Source organism: Streptomyces sp. NPDC006368, assembly GCF_040612535.1.
Classification (GTDB): Bacteria; Actinomycetota; Actinomycetes; order Streptomycetales; family Streptomycetaceae; genus Streptomyces.
Map to the genome: position 1 here is coordinate 1 of NZ_JBEXQK010000065.1, position 22,771 is coordinate 22,771.

The 22,771-nt window shown below is 68.7% G+C and carries 21 protein-coding genes; 15 read left to right on the top strand and 6 right to left on the bottom strand.

The genetic code is table 11. The features are described from left to right. Positions 1-525 precede the first annotated feature (525 nt). The 5 genes from ABZZ38_RS29045 to ABZZ38_RS29065 all read right to left on the bottom strand — a co-directional run bounded on the left by ABZZ38_RS29045 (position 526) and on the right by ABZZ38_RS29065 (position 5,605). A complete protein-coding gene (locus tag ABZZ38_RS29045; protein WP_356745287.1) occupies positions 526-1,080 on the bottom strand; it encodes an XRE family transcriptional regulator in 555 nt (184 codons plus the stop codon). A gap of 248 nt (positions 1,081-1,328) precedes the next feature. After that, entirely contained in the window at positions 1,329-2,720 is a 1,392-nt protein-coding gene (locus ABZZ38_RS29050) for a DnaB-like helicase C-terminal domain-containing protein (protein WP_356745289.1), read from the bottom strand. Next, positions 2,717-3,907, bottom strand: coding sequence for a hypothetical protein (locus tag ABZZ38_RS29055; RefSeq protein WP_356745291.1), 1,191 nt, complete (start codon positions 3,905-3,907; stop codon positions 2,717-2,719). Before ABZZ38_RS29055 ends, ABZZ38_RS29050 begins: the two co-directional genes overlap by 4 nt. 281 nt (positions 3,908-4,188) lie before the next feature. Further along, positions 4,189-4,743 carry a UTRA domain-containing protein gene (locus ABZZ38_RS29060; protein WP_356745293.1) on the bottom strand — a complete coding sequence of 185 codons (555 nt, stop codon included), beginning with the start codon at positions 4,741-4,743 and terminating at the stop codon, positions 4,189-4,191. Between the two features lie 58 nt (positions 4,744-4,801). Next, positions 4,802-5,605: a GntR family transcriptional regulator gene (locus ABZZ38_RS29065; RefSeq protein ID WP_356745295.1), complete on the bottom strand. Its 804-nt coding sequence runs from the start codon at positions 5,603-5,605 to the stop codon at positions 4,802-4,804. Positions 5,606-6,208: 603 nt separating this feature from the next. Here ABZZ38_RS29065 and ABZZ38_RS29070 point away from each other — a divergent pair. From ABZZ38_RS29070 to ABZZ38_RS29140, 15 genes are all read left to right on the top strand, one after another. Then, the gene (locus ABZZ38_RS29070) at positions 6,209-6,544 is read left to right on the top strand and encodes a hypothetical protein (RefSeq protein WP_356745297.1); all 336 of its coding nucleotides are present in this window, start codon (positions 6,209-6,211) and stop codon (positions 6,542-6,544) included. A 5-nt stretch (positions 6,545-6,549) separates the two neighbouring features. Further along, positions 6,550-6,813, top strand: coding sequence for a WhiB family transcriptional regulator (locus tag ABZZ38_RS29075; protein ID WP_356745299.1), 264 nt, complete (start codon positions 6,550-6,552; stop codon positions 6,811-6,813). A gap of 324 nt (positions 6,814-7,137) precedes the next feature. Continuing rightward, positions 7,138-7,539, top strand: a complete 402-nt coding sequence (locus ABZZ38_RS29080; RefSeq protein WP_356745301.1) for a hypothetical protein — start codon at positions 7,138-7,140, stop codon at positions 7,537-7,539. A gap of 53 nt (positions 7,540-7,592) precedes the next feature. After that, positions 7,593-8,081 carry a hypothetical protein gene (locus ABZZ38_RS29085; RefSeq protein WP_356745303.1) on the top strand — a complete coding sequence of 163 codons (489 nt, stop codon included), beginning with the start codon at positions 7,593-7,595 and terminating at the stop codon, positions 8,079-8,081. Positions 8,082-8,119: 38 nt separating this feature from the next. Then, positions 8,120-9,232, top strand: coding sequence for a hypothetical protein (locus tag ABZZ38_RS29090; protein ID WP_356745305.1), 1,113 nt, complete (start codon positions 8,120-8,122; stop codon positions 9,230-9,232). Positions 9,233-9,508: 276 nt separating this feature from the next. Further along, positions 9,509-11,158, top strand: a complete 1,650-nt coding sequence (locus ABZZ38_RS29095; RefSeq protein ID WP_356745307.1) for an FtsK/SpoIIIE domain-containing protein — start codon at positions 9,509-9,511, stop codon at positions 11,156-11,158. Between the two features lie 221 nt (positions 11,159-11,379). Beyond that, entirely contained in the window at positions 11,380-12,318 is a 939-nt protein-coding gene (locus tag ABZZ38_RS29100) for a bifunctional lytic transglycosylase/C40 family peptidase (RefSeq protein ID WP_356745309.1), read from the top strand. Between the two features lie 2 nt (positions 12,319-12,320). Continuing rightward, positions 12,321-12,608, top strand: a complete 288-nt coding sequence (locus tag ABZZ38_RS29105) for a hypothetical protein (protein ID WP_356745311.1) — start codon at positions 12,321-12,323, stop codon at positions 12,606-12,608. A 5-nt stretch (positions 12,609-12,613) separates the two neighbouring features. After that, the gene (locus ABZZ38_RS29110) at positions 12,614-13,867 is read left to right on the top strand and encodes a hypothetical protein (RefSeq protein ID WP_356745313.1); all 1,254 of its coding nucleotides are present in this window, start codon (positions 12,614-12,616) and stop codon (positions 13,865-13,867) included. Between the two features lie 94 nt (positions 13,868-13,961). Continuing rightward, positions 13,962-15,062 (top strand): hypothetical protein, encoded by a 1,101-nt coding sequence (locus ABZZ38_RS29115; RefSeq protein ID WP_356745315.1) that lies wholly within the window; start codon positions 13,962-13,964, stop codon positions 15,060-15,062. After that, positions 15,062-17,281: a hypothetical protein gene (locus ABZZ38_RS29120; protein ID WP_356745317.1), complete on the top strand. Its 2,220-nt coding sequence runs from the start codon at positions 15,062-15,064 to the stop codon at positions 17,279-17,281. Before ABZZ38_RS29115 ends, ABZZ38_RS29120 begins: the two co-directional genes overlap by 1 nt. A 476-nt stretch (positions 17,282-17,757) precedes the next feature. Then, the gene (locus ABZZ38_RS29125; RefSeq protein WP_356745319.1) at positions 17,758-18,063 is read left to right on the top strand and encodes a hypothetical protein; all 306 of its coding nucleotides are present in this window, start codon (positions 17,758-17,760) and stop codon (positions 18,061-18,063) included. Positions 18,064-18,123: 60 nt separating this feature from the next. Continuing rightward, positions 18,124-18,564: a DUF1870 family protein gene (locus ABZZ38_RS29130; protein WP_356745321.1), complete on the top strand. Its 441-nt coding sequence runs from the start codon at positions 18,124-18,126 to the stop codon at positions 18,562-18,564. After that, complete coding sequence (locus ABZZ38_RS29135) at positions 18,561-19,439, top strand: hypothetical protein (protein ID WP_356745323.1); 879 nt, start codon at positions 18,561-18,563, stop codon at positions 19,437-19,439. The genes ABZZ38_RS29130 and ABZZ38_RS29135 overlap by 4 nt, the downstream gene beginning before the upstream one ends. Positions 19,440-19,503: 64 nt before the next feature. Further along, positions 19,504-19,689 (top strand): hypothetical protein, encoded by a 186-nt coding sequence (locus tag ABZZ38_RS29140; protein ID WP_356745325.1) that lies wholly within the window; start codon positions 19,504-19,506, stop codon positions 19,687-19,689. 56 nt (positions 19,690-19,745) lie between these two features. On the opposite strand, the gene ABZZ38_RS29145 is transcribed toward ABZZ38_RS29140, so the two are convergent. After that, positions 19,746-22,172 (bottom strand): Helicase associated domain protein, encoded by a 2,427-nt coding sequence (locus ABZZ38_RS29145; protein WP_356745327.1) that lies wholly within the window; start codon positions 22,170-22,172, stop codon positions 19,746-19,748. Positions 22,173-22,771 lie beyond the last annotated feature (599 nt).

Consider the following 22,771-nt stretch of genomic DNA (forward strand, 5'->3'; position numbering starts at 1 on the left):
GCACCGGCCACGATCGTCCGGCCGCGAACCGGGGGCCCGCCAGGGCCGGCCGCTCGCTCCAAAATTTTGGAATGAGCGGGCGGGACGTTCTATGCGCTGGGGGTCGTGGGTGTGCCGGGGTCGGCCGGCCCCGGACCGAGCGGGCGGCGTCGGCCAGGGCCTGGCGGTGTGGGCCGCGGCGGGGGTTCGGGGATCCAGTCGCCATCAGCGGCCCGTTCCGCAGCGGTTCGGGCGCGTGGGTCACGCGGGGGCGGCTCGGGGACGTCGGGGCCGGGACCCAGTACCCGGCGGTGTGCAGCACTCACCCCCGCAGTCTGCCCTCACCCCGGCCGACGCCGAGAGGCGGCTGACTCTTGGTGGCCACGGCGGTGCTCGATGCCGTGCTGGGTGCGGAGCGGCCCGGTGGTACTGCCCCAGCGTGCTGGCACCGGGCCTGACCCGCACACTCCATACCGGCACGAGCTGACGACGACCCTACCGGGCGCAGGCAGCGGGGTTCGGTCGGCCGTCGACAGACTCGTTTTGCTACAGGTCGAATTCCACGTAATCGATGTCCGTGAATTCCACCTGCAAGTCCTGGGCGCGTCGGCCATTGTCTTTGAAATAGATCTCTTGGAGTCCTTCCGCCGCGATATTCCGCAACTGCTGTTCGGTCGCGCCTGCTTCCTGGGCGTCGAACAGCCGCCGCGCGAATTCCGGGGGAAGATTCTGGGTCAGCAGGCGTAGCCGAGCGTCATCAGTGGTGCCCGGTGCTGCGGTATAGCCGAACCGGGCGCGGGTCTCAATGACGATGCCGGTGGTGGTCGCCGCCTGCTTTTTGGCGCGCTCGCGTACGCGGGGCTGCCACCGCTGCCGCACGGCGTCGGCCAGGCGCTGGCCGAGCTCCGGGCGCGGGCGGACGATCTGGCCTTTCACGTACCGCTCAACGGTGCGTTGGCTGATGCCGAGAAGTTGGGCGACGGCGCGTGTGCCCTTCTCGTGTCGGACCAGGTAACGCATCTGTGCTGGTGCGCTCTTGGGAATGGGGCGGGTGAAAGTCTTCTCCACGGCCTTGCTGAGGCTGTCGCCGAGGATGCCCACGAGTCGTCTCCTATCGAGGGTGGGTGGGATGGGGGCGCCGGCGCCTCCGTTGTGGGGCACCGGGCCGCGCTCTGCCGTCACGGACCACCATCAACCGTCCGCCACCCGGCATTTGAGCGGGCTGGGATCCGCGGAACGGCTGTGCGGCGATCTGCGGGCCGATCAACACCTCCCACGACCGAGGAGACGCAAGATCGGCCCACAGGCGCTCACAACGGCCTACAGGCGCCTTCCTGGCGCCTTAGCGTTCACAACCCCGTCTCGTCAGACTCCGGGGCCATATCGCGCAGGCGGCTGTAGTGGAACTGGTGGGCCACGGTGACCGTGGCCGTAGGCCCGTTGCGGTTCTTGCCAACGATCAAGTCGCTTTCCCCGGCCCGGGGGGATTCCTTTTCGTAGGCGTCCTCGCGGTGCAGCAGGATCACCACACTGGCGTCCTGCTCCAGGGCACCGGAGTCACGCAGGTCGGACACCTGAGGCTTCTTCTCCGTGCGGTACTCCGAGCCGCGGTTGAGCTGCGCGCAGCAGATGATCACCGCGCCTGTCTCCTCCGCGAGGATCTTCAGCTCGCGGCTGATCTCGGTGACCCGCTCGTAAGGCGACTGCCGGGCGTTGCGCTGGTCGGTCTCCATCAGCTGTACGTAGTCGATGATCACCAGCGGGGCGCGGCCGGTCTCACGGGTCAGGGCCTTGATCCGGGAGCGGACGCGACCGGGGCTGATGCGCGGGGCGTAGTCCACCCACAGCGGGAGTGCGGACAGGTCCGGCAGGTAGCGGGCAATGCGGGTCCAGTCGTCATCGGTGACGGCCTTGCCGCCCTGGACGAGGTGGTGCAGGCCCACTCGGGCTTTGCTGGACAGGATGCGCTTGGTCACCTCCGAGCGGCCCATTTCCAGGCTGTGCACCAGCGTGGGGCGTCCGGTTGAGGCGTTGGCCAGTGCGATTCCGAGGGTGAGCGCGCTCTTGCCCATGGCCGGCCTGCCCGCGACGAGGACCAAGTTGCCGGGCGTCATGCGCACCAGCCTGTCTAGGTCGGTCAGGCCGGTGATAGCTGCCGCCTCGGCCTCGCGCTCGATGGCGTCGAGTTCGGCCTCAAGGTGGTCCCCGAACCGGCCGAACAGATCTTCCCCGTCGGTGTCGCCGGTCAATAGGTGCTCTAGCTCGGCCTGGTGGCTTGCGATCGCCTCCGGCACTCCCAGGGGGTCCGCCATGCGTGCGCCCTGCATGCCACGCACCAGCGTGGCTTGGTAGCGGCGCAGGCCTGCGTAGCCATGGACGATCGCGGCGTAGTGCGCGGCTTCCGTCGCCGTGCACGCTGCCGCTGCCAGCTGCGACAGTCGCAGGAGTCCGCCCGCCATGGCCAGGTCCCCGGCGCGGCGCAGCTCGGCCTCCACCGCCGGTACACCGGTCGGGCGGTCCGCGCCGTGCAGCCGGACGATCGCCTGCCACACCAGCTCATTCGCAGGCTCTGCCCAGTCGCCATCGGCGAGCACGCGCGCCGCGTCCGCGACCGGGTCGTATACCGGTGTGGCCATCAGGCAGGCGCCCAGAACGGCCGCTTCCGCCTCTGGCGACGCCGTGTCCATTCCCGGCGCCGTCCGGGGCGCGGGAACCTCAATCCCCAGCTCGAACTCAGTCACTGCGCCACCTCCGCCCCAGCGGTCACGCCCGGATGCGCACAGCGCCGCATCGGACCGTCATCGTCGTCGTCCAGCACCCACCCGAGCTCATCACACCGCCCGCACGCCGCCACCAGCGCCATACGGGCCGCAGCGGCGGTCACCTCGCCGGACGGCTGCGCCGCTGCGGGCCGCACGTGCGCGTACAGCCGCAGATCGCGCACCCACCCCGGCAGCAACCGGCTGAAGCTCTTCGCGCCGACCGTGTTCTTGAAGATCTCGCGCTCCAGCAGCTCCCGGCCCGCGGCGTCCATGTCCGTGATCACGGGCCATCCCTGCTGCCGCATCGTGCGCAGCAGCACCGGCGCGCATTTGACGGCCGTCGCTCGCCCCGCCTGCCAGGTGCTCATGGTTTGAAGGAACGCCACCGCGGCCGAGGTCTCCTCCGGGGAGAACTCCGCCACCTCCTCCCGCTGTGACGGCAGCGACCCCGAGGGACTGGAGGGGGTAGGGGGAGGAGGAGTTACCTCCTCCTCCGGGGGGTGTGGGGGGAGAGCCGTTCTACGTCCCGGAACCAGGGACGTGTTCTGACCTGCGGAAACGCCCCGGATTCCACGTCCCGGAACGCCGGAAGTGGCGTTACCACTTCCGGCGTTCCGGGAAGTGTTCTGACCTGCGGTTTTGTCTACTTCCCCGAACTCCACATCCGGCGTTCCGGGAAGTGTTCCCACCTGCGGTTTTACCTCTTCGTGATCTTTGGTCTCCGCTGTGGGTGACCAGTCGGGGTTCCATGCCGGGTTGTCGAAAGCCTCGTACACCACCGGCCCCATCCGTCCCGGCTTCTCCGGGTGCGGAAGCCGAGCGCGGCGCAGATAGCCAGCAGTCACCAACCGGGCGAACGACTCGTATACCGCGTTCTTCCCGACCAGCTCATTCGCGTTCTTCGCGGACCGGATACCCCGCTCCTGGAGCTGCCGCCATACCACCGTGGGCGTGCACTCGATCTTGGATGCAAGGTTGAACATCACCTGCAACATCACGACGTAGTCCAGCGAGTGGACCAAGTCGGAGCCCACCCCCAGATGCCGGGGAACCGACACCCCGGACGCTGGCGCCTGTCCCTGGACGACCCGGCCCGAGCCATCGATCCGGCCGGGCTTGTCGGCGCCGTGGCGTGCCGGGGGGAACGGATTCTGCGCTTCGCTCACCGGGCGCCCCCGGTGTTGATCGACGGCCGGTTGGTGGTGATCACAACGCCTCTTTCCGGCCCGCTTCGCGAGTCCAGGGTGCAAAGCCTGGGTAGACTCGGAAACGGACCTACGCCGGTCTGCCCACCGTTCGGAGCTGCTAACTCCGAGTCAACGCGGTGGGCTTTAACTTTTCTTGCTCTCTGTGCTCGTGAGACTACTCGCGGTATGGGATGCGACTCACGTGGTGGTCCAGGTGGTCTGCATGCCGCCGAGCGTGCTGCCCGGCGGCGCGCGGGCGATCAGTTCAGAGGGACGCCATACCGGAGCTTCCATCCCTCTCCCAGGACGTGCCGGGTGATCTCTACGACGCGGCCGTCCTCGGTCCGGCCTACGTGCGTGATCGTCAGCAGTGGGGCGCCTTCCTGGACGCCCAGGGCTTCCGCCTGGTCGGCGGTTGCCGGCGCCTGAGCGACGTCCTCCACTACTTCCGTCTGCGCGAGGCCAGCGTCTGCCATGCGCGAGATGATCCCGCCCTCGCCGGTGTCGAGCTGGGCGACGGCCGGGGCCGCCTCCGCCACGAATGCCGGGATGAATGTGTCGGCGAGCTGCACCAGACGCTCGCCGTCGTACATGCGTCGCTGCCGAATGACGACCTCTCCCGAGTCGTCCAGGAGAGCGGCGAGGTCGGCCGGGGCCGTGCCACGGGTCACCTCTACGTCGGAGCGGGGGGTGCCCCCAGCCCGCTTCGTCTCGGCTTCGAACGCACCGTGTGCGCCCCCTTCGGCCCGAAGGCGGTAACGGCTCCGGGCGTCGCGGATGATCGTTCCGTCGGTGGCAATGGTGTTGGTCGGCATGGTGCTCCTTGCTGATCTCGGTTGGTGTCGGTCGGTCGGTGCGGGGCCGGACGCGCGCCTATTCGGCGTCCAGCTCCCACTCATAAGAGAGGCGCCAGATGGCCGCAGGCATGACGTGTACCGCGACTTCCACAACGCGGGTTTCCGCGCTGAAAGCGTGATGCACCAGCTCGTACACCTGTTGGTCCTCGGGAATGCTCAGTGCCTCTGCTTCCACGGGGGTCGGGAAACGGGCCTCGATGGACTCCCGGATGCGGCGCTGAGCGTGGCCCAGCTCAGCAAGACGGCTCTTGCTGCCACCCGGGCCGGTGTCCACTTCCTCCAGCCTGGTACCGCCCGCGATGTCCAGGGGGAACCAGGACGTGGCGAGCTGCACGACGAAGCCCTCTTCGGGATCCTCGGGAACGCGGCCGGCCCACATGGTGCGGTGCCGACGTAGCGCGTTCGCGGAGTGGTGCAACCCCAACGCGGCTGCGACGTTGCGCGGCGGTCGCGCGCGGCTGATCTCGGGTTGTGAAGGCTCGCGCTTGAAGGCTAGGCCGAGCCGGTTCAGCTCTGCTTCGAAGGCGCCGCGGGCGCCACCTTCGGACCGGGCGGCCGGTTGGTACCGACCTGTCCCGTCCCGGGTGATCTTGCCGAGAAAGGGCGTCACGAATGAACCCTTGCCCATTCGCGTGATCGCCAGGCCGTCGCGCTCCAACGCGCGGAACACGTCCCGCGCCGTCTGAAAAGCAATGCCCTCGGCTGCCTGGAGCTCGGACACGCTCGGCAACCTGGCGCCGGGCGGATACGTGCCGTTCTCAATCTTCGCCCGCAGGTCAGCAGCAATGCGCTGGACCTTGCCGGGCTCCCTCCTGGCCACGGTGCCTCCCGTCCCTCCTGCTCGTGATCGTCAGTGTCTGGCGGACAGCATCGCATAGCTAGTTAGGTTGCGGTACCCGGGCCCATGTAGCGGCGTGTCTTCTTCGGCATACGTGCAGGTCAGGGGCCCATGGAAAACTTGCCTAGCTAGTTGGGTTGACAGTGCCCGCATGGGGTGGGTTAATCGATCCCGAAGGCAGCCCAACTAGTTGGGTTGGCGATCGAGTGGCGCCCGGATGGCAGCGCGTGACGGCGGTCCAAAAGGAAGCGCGGTGACCTTGAAAACTCAACAGTGGATACAGAACATCCAGGCAACTGCGACAAGCCGCCGGCCCTGCCTGTGCGAATCAGCTACGCACCTTCTCCCATGCCGTCCTCACGGGCGGACAAGCGACCCGCACGCACAGGTGAAACAAGGGCGAAGATCGCGGCCCCGAAGGAGTTGTACGACCGGTTCGAGTCCGGTCCGGGGCACTGCGGCCCAACGTGCCGCTTGGGCGCCGGGCATCCTGCCCGGCGCCCCAACGTGCGACAGCCCCAGGGATTACGGCCCTGGGGCTGTCTTTGCAGGTCACCTGACTGGAGGCAGACCCACATGCACAGCATGACACGCACTCGATCCCTGCCCGCCGTGCGGGCCGGGATCATCGACGACATCGAGCGCGACGACAACCGGCGCGGGTTCGAGCGAGACGAGACCGACGCGTTCCACCGACTCGTGAGGCACCTGGTGGCGGACGGCGACCGCCGCGCCCAGCACAACGGGCGCCGCGCACGCCGCACGCTGGCGGAGATGGCCCCCGGACACGCGCCGCTCCCCATGCTGCCGGCCGGATGGCCGGTGGCGGCAGCGGAGGACCCCTGCCCGATCTGCGAGTTCTGGCGCTGCCGTTGCGTGCGCCCCAGCGGTCTCCTGACCGCTGCCGGTGCGGGGCGGTGACGCGCATGGACTGGCGACACCGCGCGGCCTGCCGCGACGAAGACCCCGACCTGTTCTTCCCCATCGGTTCCACCGGCATGGCGCTGCTCCAGGTCGAGGAGGCCCGCTCGGTATGCCGCCGCTGCCCCGTCATGGAGCGGTGCGGCACGTGGGCGCTGGAGAACAACCAGGAACACGGCGTGTGGGGCGGGTTGTCCGAAGAGGAGCGGCGCCAGTTGAAGCGCCGCCGCGCCCGGCAGGCCCGCTCACAGCGGGAGGTACCGGCATGACCGACGCCGAGCGTGAGCACATGGAAGCCGAGCTACGCCGCGTCAACGAGCGGTCGCAGCAGCAGCGGAGGGCAGTCGGTGGCTGACGGCCTGTACGACCGGTACATGGCGGCTGCCAAGGACTACCGCGTGCATACCCGCACTTGCGCCGCATGCACGCCGAGGTCGCACTGTGCCGAGGGCGCCCGCCTGGGCAAGGTGCTGGGCGCGCTTCAGGACGCCTACATCAAGCGGCTGCGCCGCAGCTGAACCTCCCGCAGTGCCAACCGCCGGCCCGGCGCGCACCGCAACGCGCGCCGGGCCGCTGATCGTCGGAGTGATCAGATGTTCCGCTTCATCCGTACGACCACCCTGGCCGCTCTCAAGGCCGATCTGGACGTCGCCCGCAGGGAACGTGACCAGGCCCGGACCGAGGCCGAAATGGCGACCGACTCCGCCATTCGCGCCGAGAACGTTGCCGAACAGCAGCTCTGCCAGCTCTCCCAGGCGCATGCCGACCGCATCCAGGACGCGCGGGACGCGGCCCGCGCTGATCGTGTGTACGCCTTGTTCCACTGCGGGGTGCTGCACAGCGTCCACGCCACCATCGACGCGGCGGAGGCCGCCGCGGAGGCGCAGGGAGCTCCCCGCAGCGGGTGGACCACCCTCCGGCCGGGAGCCGCCATCCCCTCGGCCGCCGACGTGGCGTGGCGCGTACAGGCGCTTCCCCTCGGGGGCATCGAGTGAGCGGCTTTCTTCTCAACTCCCCCAACGGCCCGACCAATCTCCGAGGAGCCACCGTGCCTGACTTCAGCTTCCAGATCACCCCGGAGGAGAACGCCGCGTACGTCGCGGACCTGAAGGCGGTTGTCCAGGACGCGCCCGAGCTCTGGGCGGCCTTCCTGCGGGAGTCGGCGGTCCTGACGGCGGCCTACGGCTACCTGCGCACCCCGGAAGCCGCTCAGGAGTGGCCGTCTGCGGTCTCCCGCCTGATCGACGCTCAGGACCGCACCAGGGCCGCCGCTGCCGCGTTCGACGAGCGGGCGCGGGAGATCGCGCAGGTCCACGAGAGGCACCTCTATGCCGAACTGGGCTGCGCTGACGCGCTGAGGGCGGCCGGCTACCCGGAGGGCGAGGCCTGGCACGTGGTGGAGGCCTACCAGTACGGCGGTCGGGCCTACTCCAGCGGCTGGGACGTGCATCCGCTGGAGGCGCAGGTGCGCCGCCTCATCGAGGACCAGGACGCGCACGTGGCCAAGGTCGGTCGTCTGTCCGGCATGACCGGCTGACCCCGCCCACGATCCACACAAGGAAGGGATACACGCACGTGAGCAAGCTGTCCGAGTTGAGCCGTTCCCCGCGCGGGACCGTGCTCGCCGTTCTGGGGGTCGTCACGCTGGGCGTGGCGATCCTGTCCGTGGCCGTGAGTTACCAGATCCTCGAACCACGGTTCGGCCCCTGGGCGGTGCCGACCGTGGGCGCGCTGGACGCCCTCTGGGTCGTCGTCCAGGCGACGGAGATCCTGGCCGGCAACAACCGTGTCCGCGCCCGGCGCGTGCAGTACGCCGGGCTGGCGCTGACGTTCGTGAACGCGGCGATCCCCACGGCCGACCTGATCCTGAACCGGGCCGACGGGTTCGACCTGGCCGTGGTCCTCACCCCGATCGCCATCGTGGCGACCAAGTTGGCGTGGTGGATCGTCCTTCCGTCGCTCGGACGGAGGGTGTCCGACAGGACGCGGCAGGAGATCGCCCGCAAGCGTCAGCAGGTGGCGGACCGCCTGGAGACGATGGAGGCCGATGCCGCGCACCGCATTGAGCTGCTGGAGCTGGCCACCGAACTGAAGCGGCGGGTAACGGCAGCCGAGACGGCCTACCGCAAGAGCGTGCTCAAGGTGCAGCAGACCATGGTTGAGGAGCTGCACGGGCAGGCGGAGGCTACCGCGCTGGCGGTGGCGGACCAGCCCCTTCCCGCGTCGGTGGCGGCAATCCGCTTGCCCGAGCTCGATGAGTGGACCCCCACCGCGCCCGCCCTGCCCGGCACGGCGGACGGCACGGCTGTCAACGGCCGTCACACCACCGGCACGCAGGCCAGCGCACTGACCGGCACGCCCGACGGGACGGGATCGGGCGCACCGGTACACCCGGAGGTACCGGCCGTCACGCTCGCGGACCTCGCGGCCGTCGCGGGGGTGCCGGTCCCGCAGCCCGACCAGCCCCTGACGGACCGGCAGATGGACGTGGTACTGCGGCACCTGCGCTACAGCGACAACCCGCCGCTGTCCTACCGCCAGGCCCGCGACCGCTTCCGCCGCGCCGGATACGTCGGCAGCGAGGAACGGGTGCGCCACGCGTGGGGCGCGCTGCTGTCGAAGGAGGAGAACGCCGAGCCGGCCGAGGATGAAGAGAGCGAGGAGCAGCCCGAGGACGCGGGCGCCTGAGCTGTGGTCCGGCACCACCGGTGCAGCCCAGCCGACACGGTCGGCTGGGCTGTGCCGTGACTGCCGGAACGACCAGCAGTCGGGGCGGCGCAGGCCCGGTGAGTGACCCGGCGAGCGAACTACGGGTTCGCAGACCCGGGGAGCAGACCCGGTGAGCACCGCCCGAGTACACCAGCGGGTGCCGATTGTCAGAGGCGCTCACTACCGTGAAAATCCACAACTCGCATATTGCGTGCGGGATATGCTCGCCCGTTCACATCGAAAGAAGGAGGGGGTGTGGGAAAGCAGAAGAGACAGCAGCAGGAACAGGATGCCTATGCGCAGTCGGCGGGGGCGATCGGCGTTCTTGTGATCGTTACGGGGGCCCTCGCCGCTGTGAAAGACCGGCTCGGCTTGTCCTGGCCGGCAACCGTCATGCTCGTCGCCGGGGCGCTCGTTGTCCTCGGATACCTGGCCTGGCGGCTCAAGACAGGCCTCCGTCAGCTCTGGACGCGCACTCCGCAGTCCGCGGTGGCCGGGACGGGCCCCGTGGCGGCACCTGCGGTCATGCAGCACGAGGCAGCCGGGCAGGAGCCGGAGGCGGCAGCCGAGGGCGCCCTGGCACATCTGGAACTGACCTCGGTACTCAGCACGGCCGGCGCCATCGGCAAGGACGAGATGATCCGAGCCGATGAGGTTAAGACCGTGCCGGTACAGACGGGCACGGTCTACGACTTCCTTGTGCCCAAGGGCCGCACGTACAAGGACGTGGAGAAGCAGCTCGGGACCATCGCGGGGACATTCGGTGTGACCCGCCTGCACCTGAAGCTGGAGCGTAGCCGCGACAGTGAGCGCCGGGTGCGGCTGCTGAGGCTCAATGAGCCCCCGTTTACCCAGCCGTTTCCGCCTCCCACCCGGCAGGAGATCCAAAAGTTCGCCGGTATTCCGCTCGGCCACGACGTCACCGGAGAACTCGCCGGGGTGCCCACTTTTGACCGGGCATCGCTGCTGGTCGCCGGAATGACGCAGATGGGCAAGACCACGCTTATCAACGGGCTGATCACATGTCTGCTGATTGCGTACCGTGAATTCGAACTGTACTTGCTCGACGGAAAATTCTGCGGCCTGACCAGGTTCGAGAAAGTCGCCACCCGCTATGAATCGTCCGATGACCCGGCCGTTTTCGAGCAAATGGTTGACGAACTCAACGGCCGCTCGGACAGCCGTTACGAGCAGATCAAGGAAGCCATCCGCAGTCGGAAGACTGCACCGGAGTTCAAGCCGGTGATTTTCATCGTCGATGAAGCCGCCGACTTTTTCGCCAACGATGGATCAAAAGAAGGGGCGGAGCAGGCACGGCGGATCGCGGAAAAAACACGGTCGCTGGTCGCCAAATCGCTGGAGTCGGGTATTTCTACGGTGCTGATGACTCAGCGCCCCGCGCAGAATGCTATTCCGGTCATGGTCCGGGATCAGTTCCTGTACCGGATGTGTCTCTACGTGGCATCCTCGGGAACCGCGAAAGTCGCCCTCGGTGACACGTACTTCGATACGGTCGCCCCGATCAACCCGGCACTCCTCGACCCTGATATCAAGGGGCAGGCCGTCCTCTTCGCCAACGGGCGCTCCACCCTGATCCGAGGATTCAATTTCTCGGATAACTTCATCTGGGAAGTTGCCGACGAGGTGCACGCCCGACAGCAGAAGGAAATTGCATCAGCCCCGGAATCCCCGCTCAAGCAGGCTGTTGACCTGATGCGGAGTAAGGGCGTGGACTTCATGCCCACGGCCGAGCTCGCACCGGCTCTCGGAATCACGGAAACAGATGCGACGGAGCGCGGAAAGGAACTGCGGCAGCTTCTCGGTGTTCCGGCAGACAAGGGGCCTAGGGGCGTGCGGGGCTACCGGCTCACGGACCTGACATCAGCCCTGATGTCCGGTTCCTGACCGCCACCGCGCACCGCCCAGCCACCGCCACAGCACCGCCACACCGTTCACGCGGTGGCGGTCGAGCCGTCCCCTGTGGCGGTCTCGTGGCGGTGCTGTGGCGGTCCCGGATGGCGGTCCTGAGCAGCACAAAGACCCAACTAGCCAGGGAAGGGGGGAGGAGGTTGTTGCGTGCCTCTACCGCCGTCACGATCGGCGTAGGAGCCACCGCGGCTGTCATCGTGGCCGCTCTCGTGCAGGCCGCCGGCGACAACCCGGTGGGAGCGGCGCTCACCATGAGCGTGCCCGCCGAATATCAGGACCTCATCGAGGAGGCGGGGCGCACCTGTCCCGAGGTCAGCCCGAATCTGCTGGCCGCACTCCTCACGCAGGAATCCGGCTTCAATCCAAAAGCTCAGTCGCCGGTCGGCGCGCAGGGAATCGCGCAATTCATGCCCTCCACGTGGGAGAGGCACGGAATCGACGGCAACGGTGACGGAAAGCGGGACGTGTGGGATCCACAGGACGCGATCCCCTCGTCAGCGAAATACCTGTGCACCATCGCAGGTGACGTGAAAAACGTGCCCGGAAACAAGCAACACAACATGCTCGCTGCCTATAACGCGGGTAGCGGCGCCGTCCGGAAATACGGGGGAGTCCCGCCGTACAAGGAGACGCAGAACTACGTCAGAGCGATAAGCGCGCTCGCTGACACGTCCGGGGGCGGTAAAACTCCCTCCACGGGTCAGGCTGCCACCGTCGTCAATGCGGCCAGGTCGAGAATCGGCACTCCGTATTCGTGGGGTGGTGGCAGTGCGAGCGGACCCACCACGGGTATCTGCTGCTCTCCCAACGGCAAGTCCGGAACATCGATCACCGGATTCGATTGCTCCGGTCTCACCCTGTACGCCTACGCGAAAGCGGGAATTTCCCTGCCCCGCACGGCAGCGGCGCAATACGCTGTATCCGTGCCCGTGAAAGCGGGGCAGGTGCGCCCCGGGGATCTCGTGTTCTACGGGAGCAGCGCCGCGAGCATTCACCATGTCGGCATCTACGTCGGTAATGGCTGGATGATCGACGCCCCCCGGCCCGGCACGAAAGTCAGGTACTCCCACCTGACCACGATGTCGGACCTGTACGGCATCGCACGGCCCAAGTCCAACCACAGCAAGGAGATTTGAAAATGGCCAAGCTCAACGTTCTCGCCGCCGCTCAGGATCTGTCTGGCGGATTCAGCGACTTTTTCAAGACCATCGGAATGACCGGCGGCGGTCTGGTGACCAAGGGAATCGCTGCCGTCATCGCTGTGATCGCCGTCCGCATGCTGCTCCAGCTTTCCTCCGACCCCAAGGGAGCGCTGCGGAAGGGGTCGATGGCCGTGGGCACGCTCTTCGTCGCCGTCGTCCTCGCGCTCTACGGTGACACCCTGTTCTCCACCGTGACCACCCCGGCTGCCTCACCCAAGGGCTGACGCTCATGCCGGAAAAGGATCCCTGCCCGGAAGTCGTCGGTCCCCTTAAGGAGTACTGCATCGAGGACGACGGGAGCGGACCCCCTGATGGGGGCGGCTCGCCCGACGTCGGCGGCGGCGGACTCACCGACGGGGCATCCGACCACGTCAAAGACCTCGCCGAAAGCCTCATCAAGACGATCATTGATCTGCTCGTCCCGAAGAAGGCATGGGCGCCGGAGACGTCTGACCACGGTCTCTATGCGCCGTTCCTGTGGCTCGGTCAGCACATCGCGGTCGCCATCTTCGTGTGCGTGGTCGTCGTGTGCGCCCTGACCGCATGGCAGGGCGCACCCCGGCTCCGCCAGATGGGCGCCTCAACCGGGTGGACGCTCGTGGCAGTCGCCGGCATGGCCTCCATCCCGGGGGCCGTGATGCTGCTGAACCGGGCCACAAGCAACGCGTTCAGAGCCGCGTTTAACAGCAGTGAGTCCACGCTGTTCACCACGATCAGGACCGACCTGAAAACGGGGGCGGACTCTGGGAACCCGGTGGCTCTTCTGATCATCATTTCAGCGCTCGTGGTGGCTCTCGCCTTTGCAGCGCTGGTGTTCATGACGCGTCAGCCCGCGATCCTCGCGTTCGTCTGCATGGCACCTCTGGTGTTGGCGTCGCTCGCACGCGGGGGCGACATGACGGCCGTCAGGCGATGGGCAATGCGGTTGCTGGGCCTGATTTTCGCGCCGTTCGCGCTACTGCTGGTCAGCCCGTTCGTGACGCTCGCGAAAGGGTCGCTGGTCATGGACGCGGTGCTGCTGGTCGCTGCGGATGCCCTGATGCTCCGCATGATTTTCCATGGGGTGCCCTACATCGGCCCCCGGGTCGCCGGCGCCGTCCGGAACATGGTGGAGCGCAACATCCCGCACCCTGCGGCGCGGGCGGTCGTCCGGGCCGGAGCACCCGCGTTCTACGAGCAGGAGAACACCCCGCGCACCCCGCGCACGGTGGACACCCCAGGCCGCGCCGTGACGCGGGACCGTGGGGTGCTGCTGGCCGCCTATGGGGTCAAGCCGCCCGCGAGGCCGGGACGGCTGACGACCGCTTCCTACGTCGCCAAGGCACGGAGGGAGGAGGGCGACCGGCAGGCCCGCGCCGCACAGGTCAGCGCGGTACGACGCCAGGCACGGGCAGCAGCCGGCAACCCGTCAGCCACCCGGTCGGCGCCCCCGGCGCCCGCCACCCCACCCACGCGGCCGGGACCGACCCAGCCGCGCCCGTAAGAGCACCCACCGATCCGGCCCCGGCGCCCGTCCCGCTCTGCGGTGGCGGTCAGCGCCGGGGCCGGACCGGTCCCGGACCCCGTAGGAGGAACCCGTGTACTCCCTGACTCCCGGCTACCGTGTCCCCGCGTTGCAGCGCGGTCTGAGCCCCGTTGAGACGACCCTGACGAAGGTGAACGCGGGGGCCGGGGGCGCGGTCCTGATGTCCGCGCTGATCTCCCCGCCCCCGGTGTGGACGTTCGGCGCGGTCGGTGCGGCTGCGGCGCTGCTCAATCTCGCGCCGGGGCCGCGTTCGCTCGCCCGGTGGGCGGCGGTCGGCTACCGGCGCCTGCGGGAGCGCACCGTACCGGCCGCCATGGTCGATCGGCCGGGAGTGACCACCACGTGGACGCTCTACCCGGATCACGGCACCATGCAGGACTCGCTGCGCCGGGCGGCGTTCCACGACGCGTTCAGCCGCGCCCTGACGTTCGCCGGCAGTCAGGCCCGCACTGCCGGGATTCAGGTGCACGTCACCCACCACGCCACCGTGAGCGACTACACCACCCACACCCAGACAATCTCCGTCCACGTCCCCAAAGGACTGGTCGGGCAGCCTGCCCGGATCCTCGGCACCCTTGAAGGGGAGTTCGCCCGGCTCGGCGCGCTGACGCTCGTGGACCCCGAGCCCGTACCCGTCGTGGCTGAGCGCGGGCCGGGATGGGTTGGCCTGGAGGACGGCCGGTACGCGGCCACGGCACGCATCACCGGGTGGCCCGACGCCACGGACGGCGACCTGATGCAGCGTCTTCTGCTGGGCGAGGGACCCACGGACCAAGACCCGCACTTTGGCACCGATCGGTCGCTCGCGGTGCTGTACCGGCCGCTGCCACCGGCACAATCCCGCCGCTCTGCCAAGTGGCAGCGCGCCGCCGCGGAGGCGTGGACCACCGACCAAGTGAAGAAGGACGCGCTCCAGCTCGCCAGCGGCACCACGCACGGCGCGCTCGTCGAGGGGGCGACGCTCGTGGACATCGACGCATACCTGACGGTGTGGGGCGACAGCCCCGAGGCCGTCACGGACGCCCGATGGCACGCCTCCCTCGTGGCCGACCGGCACCGCATCCATTTGGACTGGCTCACCGGCCAGCAGCACCGCGCCCACGTGATGACGACCCCATACGGCGCCTCCACACGGAAAGGGGCCATCCTCTGATGATCCGCCTACCCTCCACCCACGCCGCGATCACGGCGCCCCTCGTCGCCTCCAGCACGGCGTTCCCCGGGATCCCCGTCGGGCGGTCGATGCTGGACGGCCGGCCGTTCCACCTCTCACCCGTGCAGGCCGATGACAGGATCCTGCCCTCCACCAACAGCCTTGCGCTGGGCGGTCTCGGCTCCGGTAAGAGCAGCACGGCCAAAGCGCGGATGCTCCGCGAGATCCGCGACCACCACCACCAAGCCGTCATCATCGACAGCTTCGGTGAGGACGGAGCGCACGGCGAATGGCGCCCCGTCGTGCACGCGCTCGGCGGCCGGGTCATCCAAGCAGGCGCGTTCACCCTCAACCCCGTCAGCGAACTGTTCCCGCGCCCTGTGCGCGAACAGCTCGTGCGGTCGCTGATCCTGGCCGTCGAGCCCGGCGCGCTCAGCACCCAGGCCACCCACGCCCTTCAGCACGCGCTGCGCCACCCGAAAGCTACGGCGCTGGGCGGCGTGGTGGATGCGCTGGTCAGTCCCGAGGACGGCCGGTGGCCGGCCGCGAAGCTGGCCCAGTGGGGCGAGGACGCCGCCATCGCACTGTCCCGCTACACCGAGGGGTCGCTGAGCGGGATTTTCGACGGCGCAGACGCGAGCCTGCCCGAGACGAACTTGCCTGCCCTGTCTTTCGACTTCACCGGCTTGGACCGCAACAGCCCCGCGATCCCGTCGCTGATGGCCGCGGTGACGTGCTGGGCCGAGCACGTATGGCTGCCCCAGTCCACCGCCGTGCACCGGCATCTTGTGCTCGAGGAGGCGTGGCAGATCCTGCTGTCCCCGGCGACGGCCGAACTGATCCAGCGGCAGCTCAAGAACTCGCGTAAGGCGGCGCTGTCGTTGGACGTGGTGATGCACACACTGTCCGACCTCGGCACCGGCAGGGCGCAGGACCTGGCGCGCCTGTGCGAGATCGCCCACGTCGGGCGACTGGGACCGGAGGAGGCCGCGTCCGTCGGCGCGCTGCTCGGCCTGCCCCAGTGGGCCGTCGATGCCATCCCGACACTTGGCCCCGGACAGGCCGTGTGGAAGGTCGGCCCCGACTACGTGGACATCATCCAAACCATCCTGAGCGAGGAAGAGGCCGAGCTGACCGACACATCCTCACGACGCCGCAAGGCGCAACAGGCCCTCGCCCTCGCCCACGACGACGTAGACGTCGAGGACGTCGAGGACGTCGAGGACGTCGAGGACGGCGCCGCGGCGGAGGCCGGTGAGGACGGCGTCCGGGAGGAGCCGAGCGAGGAACAGCCGGCGCCGGTTGAGCCCGACTACCCCCACGCCGATGAGGGTGAAGACGACTGGGACTGGGAAATGCCGCCGAACGTCATCGACGCCCAGACCCAGCCGTGGTTCGACGCCCGGCACGATGACGTCCTCCAGGCCGCGCGGGAGGGCCGACGCAGTGAGGCCGCCCAACTGGCCGCGATCGGGGAGCGCGAGGACATCACCGCCCACGGCCTCAACTCCGACGAAGCGGCGGCATGGCTCGTGACCCGCGCCCAGGTGGCCGACCTGTTCGGGGACCGGGGCCAGGCCGCGCACCTGCGCGCTACCGTCACCCGCATGGGCAAGGATCCCGCATGGTTCGAGAGGACCGACGACCGTACAGACCCGCCGTGGCACAGCGGGCCGATCGACGAGCCGACGCCGCTGATCGACGAGGCAGAGCCGCCCGAGCGGCGCCGACGCGCATGGCCGTACGTCGCAGCCATCGCGGCCCTGTCCATCACGACTGCGGGTGTGTGGCAGCACGCGGACGCCGAAAAACAGCGCGAGGACCGCAAAGCGACAGCCGCCGCCTACAAGGGCCGGTCGGGAGCCGAGCTGCACATCGACGGCGTCCAGACCGACCTGGTGGCGCACTGGAACGGCGACCGGGACAAAGTCATCATCGAGCTCCGTACCTACGCCGATCGGAACGCGAAGTACCTGCGACTCGATGCGGACGGCAAGAGCGCTCACGCCACGCGGGGCGGGGATCCCTGGATCGCGAGGACTCCTGAGGTTGTGGTGCCCGTGGCCGATCCGCTCGCGGATGTGACCGTGCGCGTAGCGGTGGGCGGGAAGAGCTGGAAGGGGACCGGCTCCCGGGCACCCTCCCGGACAATCCGCCTGTCCCCGACCGGTGTCGCATACGACGCCGAGACCGGAGAGCGTCTGCCCTCCGACCTCTGAACCCGACAAGGCCCGTCCCTCCGCTGCCTCAGCGGGGAGACGGGCCTTTCTGCTGTCCGGCAGCAGGCCGTTTTGCGTTCGGTGGCCGCGTGGGTCAGATCACGCCGAGTTCGGCCGGCACCGTGTTGTGGGGGCGCCGGATTCGTCTACGGTTCGCCGTACACCGGGGGTACCTGGCCGCTACGGTGGCTGTGTTCCTGTTCGGCTGACAGGGCCGACAATAACGGGCCGGGCTCGGCCTGCTTCCGGTGCAACGGAGCAGGCCCGTTGGCGCCTCCTCCGCAGCAACGGAGCGGTGTCGATGTGCCCGGCCCGTTGCAGTTGTGCTGCACGCGGGGAAGCGCGCCGTCTGCCGGCCGGACAGTGAGCTGGGGTTGCTGGACTAGGGCAACCCCTTGAGCTTCCTAAATTAGGAAGCTAGAGTGGAGGCGCGAGGTCAGGGGAACAGCCCCAGACCCCACCGGAAGGACCCGGCCATGACCACCACCCACTTCACCGCCTGGCTCGTCAACGACACCTCCTGCCTGGATACCCCCTTCATGGACGTCACCGTCCTGGAGGATGAGTTGGTCGGCGAGGACCCGGCGGACCACGCGGCGTGGACCACCGACGGCGACAAGCCGATTGCCTTTCACGCCCTCACCACCGTGGACGCCCGCGACGGCGACATCAACCACGGCATCGCCCAGGCCGAAGCCGCCATGAACGTGGCCGGGTGGCGCACCGTTGGTTCCTGGGACGCTGTGGACAACGCCTACATCGCCACCGTCGAACGCTACTGACCGAACCCGGACGGCCCCGCCTGCACATGGGCGGGGCCGTCCTCATTTCAGGAGGAAGCCGTGCCCCAGACGACCTACACCGACCCGCCCGGCATGCCCGAGGACGAACGGATGACCGCCGCCGAGTTCAAGGTGATCCGCGAGTTTCTCGGCCTGACCGGCGACTGGCTCGCCGGACACCTTGGCGTCTCCCCGCGCACCGTCCGGCACTGGGAGGCGGGCAAGTACGCCATCCCCGACGGCGTCCGCCTGGCCATCGAGGACCTCGAACAGCGCACCGCCGTCTTCATCGCTGGCGTCGTGGACGAGCTGCTGGATCTCCCTGACCCGGGTGTCGTCACCTACCGGGACGATGCCGAGTACCACGCGGCGGTCCCCGACTCGCCGTTCCCGGCGTCGTGGCACCGGGCGGTCGTCGCCCGGATCGCTCAGGAGGTGCCGGCGCTTGCCATCGCCTACGCCTCCGATGTCGCAGATGGCGAGGGGCTGGCAAAGGTATGACCTTACGTCCGACGCACCTGCCGAAGGTGCGCAGCCAGACCATCCGACTGACCTCGGGCGTGGGCGCGTCGCCGTTCCTGCTGCCCGGGGATGAGGACGTGGTCGGTGCGCTGCTGGCGGACCTGCGTGCTGCCGATCTGTACTGGGTGAGCGAGGACATGACCGCTCTGTCCATGCACGCCGGCCAGACCCTGGACGAAGCGCGCTGGGCACCGGTGGACCGCCCCTCTCCCTGCGGCCTCGCCGTCTTCAGCGGCGGGCTGGGCAGGGTCGATATCGGCGCAGGCCTGTCCGGCCCGGTAGAGGCCCTGGCATGGGGGCCCGGCCCGGGAGCCACCCTGCGCGTGTGGCATCTGGTGAGCCGACAACGCCTGTTCGCCGGGCTGCCCGGCGTCACCGCGGACCGGGTGCCGCCGCTCATCGGCATCCGGGAAACACGGCTCCCCGTCACCGATCAGCCCGTCAGCCTGGACGCCCTGCCCGCCCACGAAGGAATGCCCCCACCCCGGGCGATCACCGCTGCCCTGGCCGCGGCATGGCGCCTGATGCAGCAACCCCAACTCGTCGAGCGCACGACGTGCGAGCCCAGCCGCGCCGACGCCCGTGCGCTACGCCGCGCCGATATGCCTGATGGCGGAGTCACCTTGGTCAGTCTGCGGCGCCAGTACACGCCGCAGGACCGTGACCCCGACGCCGGCAGCGACGGGCGACGCTACCGGCACAGGTGGGTGGTGTCCGGCCACTGGCGGCGCTACCGCGACGAGCGGTACTCCGAGGACGTGCGGGCGGAGCCACAGTGGATCCCCGCGCACCCCAAAGGCCCGGACGGGGCGCCCCTGCTGGCCACGGAACGCGTCAACGTCTGGCGCCGCTAGCCGCACATGCGTCTGCCCTCCCGCAGAGACGTAACCGGCCACCACTCCGGCCGGTTGGCCCGGCGTGGACGACATCGATCTCCTGATGGACGAACCGGGCGACCGGCTGCCGCTGCTCACGGCCGGTGAGGCCCGCGCCGTCGTGGCGCTCCTCGCGTACCTCCAGCACGACGCCGACCGGCCGCCGGACGCCGCCGTATGGGCGAGCGAGCTACAAGGCCGGCTACTGCGCCGCACCCCCGCCCCCTGAACAGCGCTGCGCCCCCCACCCGAACCCGCGGTGGGGGGCGCAGCGCTGCCCGCCGTTCAGAACACCCCGAGCTCGGTCAGTACCGCGATGCGGTCGGCCGGCAGCGCCGCGCGGCGGGAGCGCTGGTTGGCCAGCCATACGCCGAGCTTGACCGCGTGCTCCTGGTCCTCATGCGTGACGTGTTCGACGTGGGCGCGCGAGACGCCTGTCAGCGTGCCCTCACGGGCCAGGTAGGCGCGGGCCGCCGCAACGCCCCGCTCCCACGCCGCTGCCCTGCCGCCAGCCTTCGGAGCCACCGCGGCAGGCTCCGGAGCGCTCACCCCCAGCGCGGTCAGCCGCTCCCGCTGCGCCTCGGTCAGCTCGGCCCACGTCTCGCGCTGCCGCGTGAGCCACCGGCCCACGTCGGCCCCGTGCACGGTTACCCCCGGGGTGATCTCATCGACCGCCGCGCCGCCGTCGATCACCAGTGCCCGCACCCCGGCGTAGTGGCGTTGCCAGTCGATGGGCCAGGCCGGGTTCCAGTCCGGATCGATGGCGGCGAGCTGTGCGGCCCTCTCCGGGCTCAGCGCACCGGGGCGGCGGCAGTTGGACAGCCACTGCCCGATAGGCCGCCCTGTGGCCCCTGACGGCCCTTCCAGCGCTCGCGCAGCCTCCCCGCCCGGCTCCGCGACCACCGCGCCACGCGGCGCCGCCAGAGTCCCGTACCGGCCCATGTACAGCCGTGCCGCCGCGAGGTTGTCCTGCCACTCAGCCTCGGCCGGGTCCCACACCATCCCCAGCCGCTCCAGCCGCGCCGCCCGTCGCCCGTCGAGCTGCCCCGACGCGTACGCCGCCCGCTGCCGGCGAATCCACCGCCCCAGCGGATACCCCTCCCACTCCACGCCCAGCGGCACCCGCAGGTGCCCCCGCGACGACGACCACCGGCGCGCCGCCCAGTACCCCCGCGTCCAGTCCTGCCGCTCTGTGTCGATCACCCGCAGTGACACCAGTTCTGCGACAGCGGCCGGATCACGCGGAGAAGAGAACCGCAGCAGCATCCGCGATTCTTCCTCCCCTTCCTCGGGCTCCGGGCCGATCCACTCCGCTCCCTCCGATTCTGAGTTCTCCTGAGGAAGAGCGAGCATTTCCACGGCGCGTTCATCGTGCGCCCGCAGACCAGCCAATACTTTCACCAACGGCCGATATGACGCTGACGTCACCATGTCGGACGGGGACTCATCCGGCCCCAGAAAAACCGGCACAATCAGCGACGCGACCTTTCCCGCGTTCGGCTTCTGCCGCAACGCCCGACCAATCGCCTGCACGATATCCACGGATGAGCCCTTGGGATCCAAAAGCGCCACCGCATCCACTGCCGGGCAGTCCACACCCTCACCCATAACCCGGCAATTGGAGAGCACCGCACGGTGCGCCGTACCACCGAACTCCCCCAACACTTGCGCCCGGTGATCCGACTCGTGCTCACCGCGCAGCCATCCCGCCCACACCGACTCCGGATACCTCTCCGGATCGGACGCGTGCAATTCCCGCGCCTTCTTCTCCAAGCCCTTGCAAAACGCTTCCGCTTCCACCGTCCGGTGATGAAACGTAATGATCTTCTGCAACTTATGCTCGGCAGCCGTCCGCAACAAAGCCGCCTGCAACGCCCCGAGCCTTTGCCCGCGTACCTCTTCCTCCCGCGCCTCCGGTCCGGACAGCCGCTCAGGTGTCACCACCGGGTCCCGCACCTCAACCACCACAATCTGGTACCGGGCCAGCAGACCCAGGCTGATGGCATCGGCCAGCCCCAGTTCGTACACGATCGGCCCGAACACGGACGGGTCATCCATCGAGCACGCGAGCTCGGCCGGCAGCGGGTCCCGCGCCCCCTCCCGCACCTCCCAGCTCGGCGGACGCTCCCGCCAAATCCGGGGCGTCGCCGTGAAATACAACCGCCGCGCCGCAGGAACCTCCGACTGCCGGTGAATAGCGGCCCACGCCTTACCCAAACTCCCCGACGTCCGGTGCGCCTCGTCCACCACGACGAGGTCAAAGGGCTGCATCGGCCCGCCGTATTCTTCCGTGAATGCCTTTGTGAGAACCGGGAGAGACGCATAGGTGGCGTACATCGTCACGGGGCCATTCCCGTGGCGCTCGGCGAGAACTACCGGGTTTGTGGTTGTCCGCACCCCCGCCGCATACAAACCGGCGTCATCGTCCAGAGAACACACCGCCACTGACTTACCGTCATGACCCTCCGCCCGCCATTCCCTTACCGTCTGCGTCAGCAGATCGAGAGTTGGCAGCATCACCAGAACCCGGCCCCCCTTAGCGATGCGCAGCGCGGAGTGTGCGGCAATCAGCGTCTTGCCGGTACCGCACGCGGCTACCACGGAGGCGCGCAGCCCGTTGGCGGGGATTCCCTTCGGTGGTGTGTCGAGTGCCCTCACGGCAGCTTCCACGGCTTCTACCTGATGCGGGCGGAGTTCACGCGGTGCGCTCATTGGTTCCCCAATCCTTTCCCCCTGCTCGGGGGTCCCCTTGTTCCGGTCGCTCTACACAGTGAGGAGTTTTGATGCACTGGAGCGATGCCGGGTGGTCGTCTTCAGACGGTAGCAGAGTTGGGGGTGACCGTGTGATGGTTTTGGGATCCGGTCATGGGTTCGGGTGTTGGTCCGTCAGTTGGGGGATGTGTCAGGGATTGTTGGGGGTGTACGGGGTGACTTTTTGTGGGTATGCTGCGGGTGTCGGTAGTCGTTCGGCCGGCCACCCGAGCCACCGGCTCGACCGAGAGGCCCGCAGGTAGGAGCAGGCTTCTGACCAGGGGGTGGTGAGCTTCCGTCAGGGTTACACAGTTCGCCGAAGTGATGCACCGACCCCCTTCGGCCGTAGCCAGCCATCGCGCGGAGCGCGGTCAGGGAATTGGAGCGAAGCGGAAATTCCCGCTCCTTTCGGAGCGGAGCGGAGAAAGGAAAGAATTACGCGAAGCGTAATTCCAATTCCCCTGCGAAGCAGGGGAATTGACGGTAATTCACGCGGAGCGTGAATTACGCACTTGCAATGGCGCGCAGCGCATTGGTACCCGCGGAGCGGGTACCAATGC

Excerpts from the sequence above, each read along its gene's own strand:
- ABZZ38_RS29060 (WP_356745293.1), bottom strand. The coding sequence starts at position 4,743 with ATGCCGACCAACACCATTGCCACCGACGGAACGATCATCCGCGACGCC.
- ABZZ38_RS29070 (WP_356745297.1), top strand. The coding sequence starts at position 6,209 with ATGACACGCACTCGATCCCTGCCCGCCGTGCGGGCCGGGATCATCGAC.
- ABZZ38_RS29075 (WP_356745299.1), top strand. The coding sequence starts at position 6,550 with ATGGACTGGCGACACCGCGCGGCCTGCCGCGACGAAGACCCCGACCTG.
- ABZZ38_RS29080 (WP_356745301.1), top strand. The coding sequence starts at position 7,138 with ATGTTCCGCTTCATCCGTACGACCACCCTGGCCGCTCTCAAGGCCGAT.
- ABZZ38_RS29105 (WP_356745311.1), top strand. The coding sequence starts at position 12,321 with ATGGCCAAGCTCAACGTTCTCGCCGCCGCTCAGGATCTGTCTGGCGGA.
- ABZZ38_RS29110 (WP_356745313.1), top strand. The coding sequence starts at position 12,614 with ATGCCGGAAAAGGATCCCTGCCCGGAAGTCGTCGGTCCCCTTAAGGAG.
- ABZZ38_RS29120 (WP_356745317.1), top strand. The coding sequence starts at position 15,062 with ATGATCCGCCTACCCTCCACCCACGCCGCGATCACGGCGCCCCTCGTC.
- ABZZ38_RS29125 (WP_356745319.1), top strand. The coding sequence starts at position 17,758 with ATGACCACCACCCACTTCACCGCCTGGCTCGTCAACGACACCTCCTGC.
- ABZZ38_RS29135 (WP_356745323.1), top strand. The coding sequence starts at position 18,561 with ATGACCTTACGTCCGACGCACCTGCCGAAGGTGCGCAGCCAGACCATC.
- ABZZ38_RS29145 (WP_356745327.1), bottom strand. The coding sequence starts at position 22,172 with ATGAGCGCACCGCGTGAACTCCGCCCGCATCAGGTAGAAGCCGTGGAA.